Source organism: Paenibacillus amylolyticus (genome assembly GCF_050990605.1).
GTDB lineage: Bacteria > Bacillota > Bacilli > Paenibacillales > Paenibacillaceae > Paenibacillus > Paenibacillus amylolyticus_H.
The window spans coordinates 4,592,574-4,606,462 of record NZ_CP158832.1 but is presented as its reverse complement, the minus strand read 5'-3'; the positions used below and the strand labels follow the sequence as shown (position 1 = coordinate 4,606,462).

7 protein-coding genes are annotated in these 13,889 nt (G+C 48.7%); 3 read left to right on the top strand and 4 right to left on the bottom strand.

The window, feature by feature from the left end:
* Positions 1-161: 161 nt before the first annotated feature.
* Positions 162-5,132, bottom strand: a complete 4,971-nt coding sequence (locus tag ABTV53_RS20460; RefSeq protein ID WP_433745822.1) for a discoidin domain-containing protein — start codon at positions 5,130-5,132, stop codon at positions 162-164.
* A gap of 255 nt (positions 5,133-5,387) precedes the next feature.
* The gene (locus ABTV53_RS20455; protein WP_433745819.1) at positions 5,388-5,750 is read right to left on the bottom strand and encodes a winged helix-turn-helix transcriptional regulator; all 363 of its coding nucleotides are present in this window, start codon (positions 5,748-5,750) and stop codon (positions 5,388-5,390) included.
* Positions 5,751-5,952: 202 nt separating this feature from the next.
* Here ABTV53_RS20455 and ABTV53_RS20450 point away from each other — a divergent pair, with 202 nt between their 5' ends.
* The gene (locus tag ABTV53_RS20450) at positions 5,953-6,495 is read left to right on the top strand and encodes an NAD(P)H-dependent oxidoreductase (RefSeq protein ID WP_433745816.1); all 543 of its coding nucleotides are present in this window, start codon (positions 5,953-5,955) and stop codon (positions 6,493-6,495) included.
* A 111-nt stretch (positions 6,496-6,606) separates the two neighbouring features.
* Here the strand turns inward: ABTV53_RS20450 and ABTV53_RS20445 are convergent, their stop codons facing one another.
* Complete coding sequence (locus ABTV53_RS20445) at positions 6,607-8,670, bottom strand: family 43 glycosylhydrolase (protein WP_433745814.1); 2,064 nt, start codon at positions 8,668-8,670, stop codon at positions 6,607-6,609.
* A 33-nt stretch (positions 8,671-8,703) separates the two neighbouring features.
* Positions 8,704-10,638 (bottom strand): carbohydrate-binding protein, encoded by a 1,935-nt coding sequence (locus tag ABTV53_RS20440; protein WP_433745811.1) that lies wholly within the window; start codon positions 10,636-10,638, stop codon positions 8,704-8,706.
* A gap of 718 nt (positions 10,639-11,356) precedes the next feature.
* On the opposite strand from ABTV53_RS20440, the gene ABTV53_RS20435 reads away from it, so the two are divergent.
* On the top strand, positions 11,357-12,904 hold the full coding sequence (locus ABTV53_RS20435; protein WP_433745809.1) for a PTS transporter subunit EIIC: 1,548 nt from the start codon (positions 11,357-11,359) through the stop codon (positions 12,902-12,904).
* Between the two features lie 9 nt (positions 12,905-12,913).
* A complete protein-coding gene (locus ABTV53_RS20430) occupies positions 12,914-13,759 on the top strand; it encodes a PRD domain-containing protein (protein WP_433745806.1) in 846 nt (281 codons plus the stop codon).
* The last annotated feature ends 130 nt before the right edge of the window (positions 13,760-13,889 follow it).

The following is a 13,889-nucleotide window of genomic DNA, read 5'->3' as shown; positions in this document are numbered from 1 at the left end:
CCTTATCGATTAGAATGTAAATTTACATCAATCTATATCTTACTATAGAGGTGATATATGGAACATGAAGTTTGAATGAGGTATGCTTCATCCTTCTCAAAGAAAAGCCACCCCTGTCCCGCAAGAACGGGAGAGAGATGGTTGGAGGGAGCGTGATCATATTAATGGTAAAGTTTCAACTCGGCAATGGACCACCACCACTCGGGAGTGTCCGCGGTCAAAACCAGTTTAATGTATCGCGCCGTTTGTTTGGAGAACGTATGTGAGATGGCTGGCTCTGTTCCCAGGCCTTCCGTAACCCCATTCCAATGCTCGCCATCATCAGAAATGAAGAGCTGGAAACTGCGGGCATAATCGTTACTGCTGCTGCCCGAGTCCATGGTCAGGCGGCTGAAGCTCTGCTCGCTTCCCAGATCAATCTGGACCCATTGATTGGCAAGTTGACCAGATGAAGAGGTCCAGCGTGAATTCAGATCGTCGTCCAGCATCGCCGCAACATCTTCAGCGGTGGAGGCAGTCGCTGCCCATGATGTCCGATCCAGTTCAGCAGGTAACAGATGATCCTGTTCCCCGGATATCCAAGGTGTCTGATCAGCAGTATAGACCTCTAATTCAGCCACGGACCACCAATGAGAAGCAGTACCCGTCTGTACGACCTTAATATAACGTGCTTCATGTGATGCAAAGGGGATAGAAAGCAGCGGATATGATCCTTCACCCGAAGCCAGGGCTTCCCCCCATTGCTCTCCATCCAGGGAAGTAAATACTTCATAACCGCGAGCAAAGTCTTCCCGGCTGTGCGCGCTGTCCAGCACAATCCGATTTACTGGCTGCGAGGCCCCCAGATCAAGCTGAATCCATTCGCCGCCGGTTTGAGTCTGACCGGAGGTCCAGCGTGTTTGGTCCGATCCGTCGAGTATAGCCGCTGCATCGTCTCCGGAGGAAGCGGTCACGGACCAGCCGTCTGGCAGCAATCGCTTTTGTTTGCCTGTTCCATTATGATGAACAAACAACTCGGAGATTGACCACCATTGATCGGAATCCCCGGTCTGTACCATCTTCACATAACGTGCCTGCTGTTCAGGGAAGGTGATGGACATGCGTCCAGGCGTGCCTTCGCCGCCTGCAATGGACGTGCCCCAGTGTTCGCCGTCATCAGAGACATAAATCCGATACTGTCTCGGATAATCTTCTTTCGCATGGCCCGGGTCCAATTCTATGGCATCGAAAGAACTCTTTTGGCCTAGGTCAATGGTAATCCATTGTCCTTTGATTTGTTTTCTCCCATTGGTCCATAGGGTATCTGAACTTCCGTCCAGCATATTGGCTGTCACATCGGCTCCTTGAGTAGAGGAGGCGGTTACGGTCCATGAAGAGCGATCTGGAAGCGGTACGGGCTGTGGGAGCTCCGGTGTTGCTTCAAGTTTGCCAAATCGGGCCAGTTTGAGTTCAGAGATCGACCACCAGCTGTCTGCAGAGGAAGTCAATACAATCTTGACATAACGGGCGGTTTGCATGCCCAATTCCACGGACAGACTTGGAGATGTTCCGGCCCTCTCTGCGATAGGCTGGCCCCAGTTCTCGTTATCTTTGGATACGTAGATTTCGTACCCGTGAGCATAATCACCGCCGTTGTTGCCGGAGTTCATGAATACCGTATCCATAGACTGTTCGCTTCCCAGATCGATATGCAGCCAATCGCCGGGATTCTGAAGCTGCCCGGATGACCAGCGTGTAGTCAGATCACCGTCGACCATGCGCTCTACCGGCTCCGAACTGGAGGATGCCGTAATGGTCCATTGGCTCCGATCGAGATAGACCACACCCTGAGAGGCATCCGGCTGTTTAACAACGGAATGTTCCAGCGGGTTAACTTTTACTTGCGCTTTGGCATAAACGGTAGCCGAACCCAAAGCGCCATTGGCATTGTAGAAATGCACTGTTTTGACAGTGTTGGACGGATTCCAGATTTGCGCTGTATAGACGCCGTCTTTTTCATACACGGTTGCTGCCGGATCATCTGCCCAAATTGCCATCGTGCGTGTTCCCGTAGAAACCATGCTGTGCATGAACCAGTACGCGTTAAAGACTTCATTTTGCTGCATATCGCTCGTATTCCATTTGGCTAGAGCACCTTGCGGGTCTCCAATGGACTGGAACGGCCAGATAATATGCTGCCATGTGCGTTCCTGCTGACCACCCAGATCCTTGATGAGACCATTGTAGAGAGCCTTAGTATTCTGCGGATCACGTCCATAATAGGTCATCCATTCCGCTGGCGGCAGCCAGTGAATACCGTAAATGTGCTCGGCTTCATTCGAGAAGTACGTTCCATACAGGTAGGCGCTGCCGTACACATGACCTACCGTAGCGTGCTGGTAATCCTCCAGCCAGTTATCCCCGTCATAGTTAAACCAGTATTGCTCGGCAGCCTTCTCTTCGGTCACGAAGCCCCAGATCCCGGTGTCGCGATAGGCTTTGTTGCCTGTCACCTCACCCCACATATATTGGCCGACCCAACTAAAGAGGGCTTCACCTGCGGCCTCCTGGTTATTCCCGCTGCGATTATCGGCGTAACCACCTGCCCAGGAGTGACCTGCGTACGCATCAAAATTGCGAAGCCTTGGAAACTGATCATCTGTCCGTGAAGGGTTGGCGTAGTCCCGAATCAGGAGCTCAACCATGTCGCCGTAATCTTGCAAGAATGTCTGGTCATATGTGGCCAGTACAGCCGATGCAAAAACGTAATAGCCGTAGGTGAAATGATGATCTGTCAAACCGGTATTCACACCAAATCCACTACCATAAGGGAAAATGGTTCCCCATTCATCCGAATAATAAAAATAATACGAGTGCAAAGGTTCATCCGGCGAATAGGTATACCAATCTGTCAAAATGGTTCGAAGCAGGGACAGATAGTGGTCTCGTCGTTCCGTATCTCCGATCTGGTCGCTGATGAGTACACCCAGCGCAAGCGGATGAAGCTTCTTCCCTTGCCAGTAAGGATCCTCGCTCATCAGATTGCCTGCCGTATCCGCGTCAAGCTGATCCAGATAGCTGATTAATTGTGCACGCGAGTAGGTTGGATCATCCGGCTCCACAAATTGCGGGATAATGCCATAGAATCGATCCTGTGTCGTAAACGTATTGCCTTCACTTACTTTCATCATGCCGCGAATGGAAGGGTAAGCAAGCTCCGTTACGGGAGTAGTCGCCAGTTTCCATTGGTGCGGGAACAAGGCCATCAGTGTCTCGGAGGAAAAGCCTGCCCGCTTCGTCCGGGTTACCGAGTTGAAGGTAGTCGTTACCAGTGAAGTGCTCTCGTTATAATCGTAGTCCACCTTTGTATCGGTTACAAAGGCGTAGGCATGCTGGTAATAATAAGACAGTTCTGCCGCGGACGGCAGGGTAGCCAGTGACAGATAGTTTTCACTCTGGCCCAGCTTGATCTTGAGCGTATTGCCAAGTTTCATAAATACGGTTCCTTCAGGTGCAAAGATCCCGTAGTTTCTAGTAAAGGTCTGAGGCGTGGGCGCTCTGTCCTGATTGGTTACTTCAACACCGATATGATCGGTCGTCAGCGATTCTCCATCCTTCAGAACAATTTCACGGTTCTGATCATCGAAGAGACGTGTGATGTTGGGTGAACGAACAATAATGGTATCCGGGTTATCGAAGGTGTTGTACAGGAAAGGGGAACCCTTCACAAACGTGGTGTTCATTTTGGCCGTGTCATCATCACTAATGAGGATCGTTGCGGAATAATCCCCATATCCCGCCACCTTGGTATTGACCTCCGCCGGATTCATATTGCTGGTGGTCATGATCAGATCCGGTTCCCCGTCGGCGTCCATAGAACCGCCATCAGCCGAAACGTAACCGGCTCCGGGATTCAGAAGCTGAAGTCCTTGTTTGGTATATCTGCTTTTGAGCGGGAGTGTGACCAGACTGTTGCCATCCCCCAGATCGGATACAAGAATTGATTGCCACCAGTCATTGGAAGGGAGGGGCGCCGTAATATCAGCCGTACGATTTTTCGGATTTTTCGGCTGCAGCATCGTGATGTCATTTACAGCGTAACTGCCGGAACCCATCTGTACGGATGACGGTTCAGGGATATTCGGAATGGTATGCACAGGTTTGGCATCGCCTTCGATATACTCGTAGACATCAAATGCGTACAGGGAGTATCCGTTGGTTGTTCCCCTGCCAAGTCCGGCCAATTTCACATACCGTGCTTCGGCGTATATCGGAATTTCATCCCGTCCACCGTTGCTGTGCAGTTCCCGGTACAATGTAGTCCATTGCTGTGCATCATTGGATACTTGAATATCGTATGCACGTCCGAAAGCGTTTTCCCATTGTAGGGATACGTGCCCGATTTTCCGACTTAATCCAAGGTCTACAACAATCCATTCCTGATCCTTGTAGATGGAAGACCAGCGTGTATCCGGATTGCCATCCGTCACATTCCGGGCTTCGTAATTCTTTTTTTCCATTTTGGCTTTATCCTCGGCTGAACGGCTGGGCTCATCAATTTCTTCCGAAGACGCTGTAACCGGTTGTCCAAGCGCAAGGTTCTTTGCTACTGGTTTGGGAGGTGGATTTGCTCCGCCCGTTCCGTATACATTGAATTCGTATACAGAGACGCCATAGGCTGACTGTGCTCTTTGATGACTGAACAAGCGCACATATCGTGCCTCCGCTGTGACCTCAATCTCGTTCAGTCCGCCTTGCCCCTTTGTTGTGGAGTAAACAGACTGCCAATGGACCTCGTCGTTGGATACTTCCAGATCAAAGCTGGAAGCATACGCATTTTCCCACTGGATGGAGATGCCCGAGATGGAGGCCACCGCGCCTAAATCAACATAGATCCACTGCGGATCTTGCTGCCATATGCTTTCCCAGCGGGTGTTTTTGTTGCCGTCAACCACATGCTCTGCCGTATTGCCGCCCAGCGATGAGGAACTGTACACAGGCCGGTTCAGGGATAACAGATGATGTTCCTCATCTGCGGCGTGCACTTTTGAGACCGGCCACAGCGGGATGCTGCTGATCAACAACAGAACAGATAACAGCAATTTCATGTAGATGTGGTGTGTTTTTCCTTTTTGACTCGTTCTTACCTTCATATGACTACTCCTTTGTTAGCCCTTGCCATCTCACCAGACAGAGCCTATCTTCTTCTCTTACTCGCTACCGTATGTATCATTCTGTTCTCCCATGTTGCGTTTGTGAGATTTGAATTCAATGCTCAACACGGGATATTCAGGTGCCCCATTTTGTATATCGATCATTTGGTCTGGAATATAAAGGTTTTTTAATCGTTTTCGTGGAAAAAGAGACATATGTCCTACATCATGTATGGGGAATGTGCAACTGTGAAATCAAGATTCGGGATGGTTGTTCTCCAACAATACGATATCTTCGCCCCGTAGTTGCCTGAGAGCAATATTGTCCCTCCCCCAAGCACACATGACATCCACGATGGTGTTGGCTGTAACGCCATATTCTGTAAGCCGGTATTCCACTTTGGGAGGCATCTGCTGGTAGACATGTCTGGTGACAAGGCCGTCTCGCTCCAGCTCGCGCAATTGTTGAATTAACACTTTTTGTGAAATGCCCGGGATGCTGCGCTCTAATTCGCCCGTTCTCTTGACCCCGGACATCAATAAACAGATGATCAAGGCTTTCCACTTGCCACCGATAATTTCGAGTGTCGCTTCAATGCCCAGATTGTATTGTTTCATCCTGATTCACCTCAAGTTAAATTTTACGTGTTATATAGAGTGTAACTATTTATTTTCTCACGGTTCTGACACGGAAGTCCATACACACTTTGAGGTAAGTACCTTACTTCATTGTGTGTATTTTCTTTTGACTGGATGTGACTGATAATGGTCCATATTCAAGTAAAGAAACCAACACCTTTATGGAAAGAAGGAAGTTACGGTGAAAACACTTATTATTCTGACACATCCCGATATAGAAAGTTCAAGAGTCAACCGTCGCTGGAAGGAGGAGTTGTTGCAGCATACAGATGATATTGTTCTTCACGAATTATATACGACCTACCCTGATTGGAAGATTGATGTATCCCGAGAACAAGAGCTGCTGGAGACGCATGATCATATTATGCTGCAGTTCCCGTTATATTGGTACAGTTACCCACCGCTGTTGAAGAAATGGTTTGATGATGTGTTCACCCATGGATGGGCGTACGGATCGAAAGGGAATCGATTGAAGGGAAAGCGAATGGGACTGGCGATGTCCATAGGGGATAAGCAGGAGAACTATGCGAAAGATGGCTCTATCGGTTACAGCGTAGAGGAACTTGTTGCACCTTTCATAGCAAGCATGAATCATGTAGGGGCTCATGCACTGCCGCATTATGCAGTCTATGGTGCCTCGTTCCAAGCTACCGATGAAGAGATTAACCGAAGTGCTGAAGGATACATGCGTTATATCAAACAGTTCCGGGCTTTTGGAAGTTAGAAGGTGAAGCCTCTTCATAAGAAATGTACTGAAAAGGACCTGGCTCCACACAAGGGTGAAGTCCAGGTCCTTATTAATAAGCGAAAAATTAATAACCGAATAAAACCACATTTATTCTACGCGGAAATAATCGAAATCTGCATATCCTCCGGTAGACTTGGTTGCATAATTGAACAGTGCAAACCGGTATCCCATAAAGTGTGGCAGGGTGTAAGACATTTGAAGTGTATTGCCAATGGTTGTCCAGTTGCTGCCATCCAGACTATAAGCAAAGTAGGCTTTGTCAGTCCGGTTCGTAAAATCACAGATAACGCGGAGATAGATTCTGTTCTGGTTTAATGGCACAGTTGTTACTTCGGTCATGGTGCCCGAACTGGCATTAGCCATAACGATGGATTTGGTGCTGCCCGTCATTTTTACGCCAACAAAACCATATCTGGCCTGAAAAGCAGCGAGTCCGGCATAATCACCATCCTTCATGCCTGCTGTATCCAAAGCGGTAATGCCTGTGCTTTTTGGACCAAAGGTTCGTTGTGTCAGTGTGTTGCGGGCTTCTAACAGGTTTTTGCTGATTTTGCCTGCAGTTAACCGCATGAAACCGGGCCGCTGGAGCAGGGACCAGTTGGCAGCATCAGGGTTATGATTCCATTGCCAGTATGGAGCCAGACTGGATGTGCCGGTAGATGAATTGCTTGTCAGGGAGACGTCATCTACATAAAACGCCATCAAATCATTGGTTGGGTCCGGATTCGAGTTATACGGTGTCTCCACAAAAATAAAGCTTTGGGACACGTCCGCATTCGACGGAACGGTATACGTACCTTGAAGGGTGCCCCACTGTCCACGGGTCAGCGTTGCATTGCCCATAATGGTAATTCCGGTATAACTTGCACCGTTCTGGATGCTAAGATTGAACGTTTTGGTTGCAGGACCAGTCGTGTATTTGATCTTTGCCGAAAAAGAGTACGTTTCTCCCGGTACCAGCTTGCCTGTAACCATCTGTTTGGCACCGCCTGCTGTCTGCTGTCTGGCGCTGACAAGCAGGCTTTTGGTACCGCTAAAAGCCTCGGCATTCGTTAAATTGATGGTTGCCGTATTGTTGCTGGACCACGGCTGAATGGTGCTCTCCTCAAAGCCGCCGTTCACTAACAGTTGCGTTACTGAAGGTGTACCTGATGTGGTTGCGTTGAACTCATCTGACCCGTAGATTTTGGCAGCAGGCTGACCTTCAACGGGCATATTCATGTTAAGAGGAACCTTGCCGTTCACCCCAAACACAGGCCAGTTATCCGACCACGTCACCGGAAGGAGATAGGGGATGCGCCCAATGGCCCCGCTATCACGAAACAGCAAGCCGTACCATGCACCGGATGCGGTGTCCACGATGCCTCCTTGTGCAATGCCTGAGTCTCTGAGTACAACTTTACCTGTGTATGGCCCTGTCAATGTGTTTGCACGATAGGCAAGCTGAATGCGGCCATCACCCGAAGGCCAGGCAATCAGGAATACATAGTACATACCATTGATTTTCTGAATGTGTGCTCCTTCTGCCTTCACAATCATGTTAGAGCCGGCTACACTGCTCGCGTTTGGGATCAGGACCTGATTTAGCCCTCCGGACTTGACGGCCTTGGCATCAGGTGTCAACTCAACGATACTGATATTGTCACTGCCATGAACAAGAAAGGTTCGATTCCCGTCAAACAAGAGGGAGGGGTCATGGTAATAACTGTTCAATGTGTAAGGTGTCCATGGCCCTGTTTCAATATTGCTGGTTTGGTAAATATACGTCTTGCCCGTGGAAAGTGAGCCAAAGGCTACATAATATATACCATTGTTGTATCGCAAGCTGCTCGCCCAGGAACCACGTCCATACTCGTTTTGTCCATTGTTCAGATTCTGTATGTCCCCGTTTCCAAGTGTATCGTATACATAGTTTACGATGCTCCAGTTGACCAGATCATAAGACTTCATGACGGGTACTCCCGGATTCATATGCATCGTTGTGCTTGTCATATAAAAGGCATTACCCACCCGAATGACGTCACTGTCAGGAACATCCGCGTAAATCACCGGATTGCTGAACGTTGCTGCGGAAGCAGCTGGACTTGTCAAAGGGAATGATGCCAGAAGCAAAGGAAGAGCGAGCAGAAGAGTACTCATTTTTTTCCACATATTCTATCCTCCCGATCGATCATGTCCTATGAATTAAAGCGAGTACTCCAGATAATCAATGTAGGCATCCCAAGTGCCATTATCCGTTGTGACGACCAGCTTGATTTCCTGATTGCCTGTAGCGTGAGTGATACCGGTGAGGGTTTGAACGGTCGGCTCCGTTCCCGTGAAGTAGAAAGAACCCGCAGTTACACCCCCAATGACCAGATCAACACGGGCTGTATTATTGTTGTTGGAAGCGCCGCGGACAGAGAATTGATGGGTTGGGAATGCAAAATATTGGTTGTATGCTGCATAATCATTATTCGCGTAAAGAGCGACTCCATTAAAAGGGGAACTGATTACACCAGCGTATTGGCCGCCAAGCGTCATATTCTCGGCTTCGTAACGGGTAACGTTTGGATTGGGATTAGGATTTGGGTTAGGGTTGCCGCCCGAACCGGATGTGAACTGCCAGTAGTCCAAATTGAACAGATTTCCGTTACCTGCGCCTGTAAACACGAGATACAAACGATGTACACCCGTTGCGTTGGTTACATTCGTCTCCATCTCGCGCCAAGTCTGCGCACCGCCGGTTGAGCTGACGTTGAGTGTTCCAACCAGAGGTCCTGTCGGACTGTCCAGTCGAATCTCAATGTTGCCATTTCCGGTAGAAGCGACATTAGCCTTGAATTTGGAGGCTCCAGCTGAGCCAAAATCAACATTACCCACCGCGATCCAATCCCCATTATGAATATTAGTGACATTCTGATTGGCTACAGGTCCACCGCTCGCTTGACTCGGCTGAGTGGTAATTCCTGCTTGCCAGCCAATGGTTTCAGCTTCTACCCGGACATACGGGTTGAGGTTAGTGATCTGAGGTACACCAGTCATATTCCCCTGAACTTCCTGGATGGAGCCATCCGCGTTGTGGGTCAGCTTGTTGATGTGGGTGGAACGGTACCCTTTGCCATCACCCAGGAATGCCTTACTCACCGTTTGTGCATGGTACGCCACATACCATTCGTTGTTGAATTGGAACACGGCATGGTGGTTATTGCCGCCTACACCGAAGAACGTGCCGGGATTTTTCAGAAAGTGTCCTTTATACGTGAAAGGCCCCATCGGGCTATCGCTGACCATGTATCCGATCTCACCTTTTGGATAGGCAGTGGGATGTGTTCCCGCGAAGTTGATGCAGTAGGAGTAATAATATTTGCCGTTATACTTGTGGATGCCGGAATCTTCGAACATATAAGGAGAATCAATAGTAACCGCACTGCCCACCACGCTGGTCATGTCGGCACCGAGACGAATGACCCGAGCTGTTTTGGGATTGGCAATGGAAGCAGCATTGGTATCGTTCGGAATACCGCCTCCAGCATACAGGTATGCAGAGCCATCATCATCGACAAGGACAGCCGGATCAAAGAGCCAGGTTACACCGGACATACCCGGTGTTCCGTGTGTCAGGAGGGCACGCCCAATTGGGTCGGACCAAGGACCGATGGGAGAATCCGCTGTTAGTACCCCAATACCTCCGCCCGAGTTGGCAAAATAGAGGAAAAACTTTTCTTTGCCAGCAATAGTTTTCTTCGCCATGGCAGGAGCCCAGGATTGGGTAGCCCATTTGGCAATCCCTTGTCCATTATTGGCATTATTTGCACCTGCTACCGGGATGGAACCATGGTCTGTCCAGTTCACCATGTCAGCTGAAGAGATGACGTTAATTTTCCCGATCGTGCTGTACTGGTTCTCTCGGACAGAGCCGTCACTGTTGTACAGATATGCATCACCTGTCATGTAGACATAGACCCGATTGTTATGGACGAGCACATAAGGGTCGGCTCCAAGTTTGTGATCGATGAGGGGGTTGGAATTTCCAGGAAGTTTGGCTACGGCTGCATTGGCAGCATGGCTTGGTTCAACGGGTAGGGTGACAAAGATTAGCAGACACGCCAACAACAAAACTAGCGGTTTACGGATCATACATTTCGCCTCCATGAGATTGGATTAGTGGGTGAGCTGAAATTCAGAATAGCTGAGATGATGAAATGTCGAAAAACGAAGAGATGTCCCTCATGTCACCCCCCTTCTTGAAATAATGGTTAGGTTGGCTGTTAGGTTAAATCTTCATGGTGTTATATATGGTTTAAGCCAGACGACCTGTGCACCGTGTACGTGGTCACAGCGGCAAGGGGAGTGGCTAGAACCCGGAATAAGCCTGCATCTGAGTGTGCGATTAGAAAAGGTATAATCTGTCAGGTTTCTTTTTGTAATCGCTTTCAATAAAATGAGTTAGCAGACTGAATTTGGCGAAGAAAGAGTTTGATCACATTTAAATGTAATTATTTTTCATATTTTCTTTTAAATGTTTATTAACTTGACGATATCATATCACAATTTTAAGATAATACAATCTTTTTCTATTTTTTAGTAGAGGATGAAGAAGGTCATTAGCGGAAAATCACTTTTATCGAGACCGAATAGAATTATGAACCTGCTGGAACTGGATGAACAGCCAAGATGAGCCATTGTCCTCAGAATAGTGGTATTTCCTGACCATTGATTTTGGAAAGTGAAGTGGTCACAATAGTAATATTGCCATAAATGACGGAATTGTTATTTTTGAAGAAGATCAACTGTCCATGATAGATCGTCGATCTTTCAATGTCCGTTTAATGCTAAGTAACAGGGAGGAGCATCCATGCAGCAGGATGACCGGAGTGTCACAAAGGGGCGTAGTTCTGCAAGGGCATTGGCCACGCAACTTATTGAATGGTCAGGAGGAACGGACAATATTATCGAAAGCACCCATTGCACGACACGACTCCGACTCCGGTTGCAGAACAGTGATCTGGTGGAACTAGAACGTCTTGAGGGGATACAGGAAATTCAAGGGGTATTCGTTCGTGCTGGACAACTGCAGGTTATCCTTGGTCCCGCTCTTGTCTCGAAGGTTAATCGCCAGGTGATTGGCATGCTTCAGTCAGCTGCTTCGTCCATACCCAAAGAAGACGGCCCGAATGAACCTGTAATACCACGGATACACGAAGTAGATCATACTGATTCCTATCCAATGCCTTCCGTGTCTCCGGTTAGCAGATGGGCCGATGATAAGGGCCTTCATTCAAAAGCGCTGTTGCGCAGGTTGATGGACGTATTCCACTTCTTTTCTGATATCGTGGTGCCCATTATTCCGCTCTTCGTCGGGGCAGGGCTGCTATTGGGTCTCTTGGGTCTTGCGGGAGCATTCGGTTGGGATGATCCCGGCCAAATGTGGTTCCGGATTCTATCACTGCTGACGGGTTCAGCGTTCCAGCTGATGGCGGTTCTTTTCGGGTACAACACGGCCAAGCGGTTCGGCGGAACCCCGGCGCTTGGTGCCGCTGTTGGGATTGTCATGACTCATCCGGGGATTATTACGTTTACCGAAATCGGTGGAAATCCAGCCTTTGCTCAAGCTTTGCCCATATCCCCGCAATTCGGGTATCAGGGAGCCATTATCCCAACCGTTCTTGCGGCGTTTGTGCTGACGATTATTGAGAAGAGACTACGCCGATGGATACCATCATCCGGAGCTGTTCTGCTCGTTCCCTTTTTAAGCTTTAGCATCGCGGGCAGCCTTGCGGTACTGGTTATTGAACCCCTTGCTCTTGGTCTGGGTCGTTCGCTGGGAAGTATTCTGGAATACGTCTTCAATTACGGGAGCTTGCTATTTGGCTTTCTGCTTGGAGGGATATACAGCTCCATTGTGCTCACTGGTCTCCATCACGGGATTCAGGCCGTCGAAGTTGGATTGATATCCAATCCGGATATCGGCTTCAATTTTTTGCTTCCGATCTGGTCCATGGCGAATATCGCGCAAGCGGGGGCGGGTCTTGCAGTGTATGCCAGAACCCATGACGGAGCATTAAGGAAAATAGCTTTGCCTGCCTCGATCACGGCGCTGTTCGGTATCACCGAGCCAGTCACCTTCGGTGTTAATCTCAAACTTGGGCGCCCTTTTCTGGGTGCTGTTGCCGGAGGAGCCGCCGGAGGGGCATATATGGCTTTTCATCAGGTTGTGGCCAATTCATTTGGGCTAACCGGAATCCCGATGATCGCTTTTATCGTACAGCCCGGGTTGATGAATCTTGTTCATTATCTGATCGGTTTTGTGCTTGCTCTAGCCACGGCTTTTAGCGTTACCCTGCTACTCGGTGTGGATCGCATTGTTCGACCAGATACTGATAAACTTAACGAACAGGCATAGGAGACTAACATGAAGATCAAAAAAATACTCAACAATAACGCCGCTGTGGTTAACGATCATGGAGAAGAGAAAATTGTCATGGGGGCGGGGATTGTTTTCCGAAAAGGAAAAAATGATATTGTAGACCCAAGCCTTGTTGAAAAAGTGTTTGTGATGACGGATCCAAAACAGTACAACCACCTTCAGGAAATACTAGGAACCCTGCCCGAAGAAGAAATTGCGGTCACCCAGCAGATCATCACTTTCGCCGAGAAATCATTGGGCGTCACGTTCCATGAGCATATTCACATCGCGCTTACAGACCATCTCTCGTTTGCCCTGGAGCGGATTGGCAAGGGGATCGAAATACGAAACACACTTCTTGAGGAGATTCGTATCCTCTATCCAAGAGAGTTCCAACTCGCGCTTCATGCCAAGCATCTGATCCACAAGAAATTACAAGTAGCCATCCCGGAAGATGAGGTTGGTTATATCGCCATGCATATCCATACTGCCTGGAAGAATGCGGGCATGAGCCACAAGGCTCCGGAAAAGACGGCCATGATCAGGGATATCGCAGAAGGTGTGGGACATGTTGCCGGTGTGGTGGATCGGGGGTCTGCGAACTATGAGAGACTTTTGACCCAGATTGAGAATATGCTGCAAACGGATGAATCAGGCAGACTTCGCAATGAACTGAATCCGGAGCTTGTAGCAATTGCAAGGATGAATTTTACTGAAGCATATACACAGGCCCTCGAGATCGGTGAAATGGTTGAAGAGGATTATGGATATACTTTTACCGAAAGCCAACTGGTTGTGATCGCCATGGAGATTAGCCGGATAGATCATCGACTTAATCCATCCTTGGATTGATTCTTTTGCTTGGTATATTGAGTCTCTGGTCCTTGGACTAAATCGGGAGTTTCGATCTATAGCCAAGTTTTGATCAGACCCTATAGAATAGTTATCGACAGTTGAATATGTCGGGATTGTTACTGGTAAG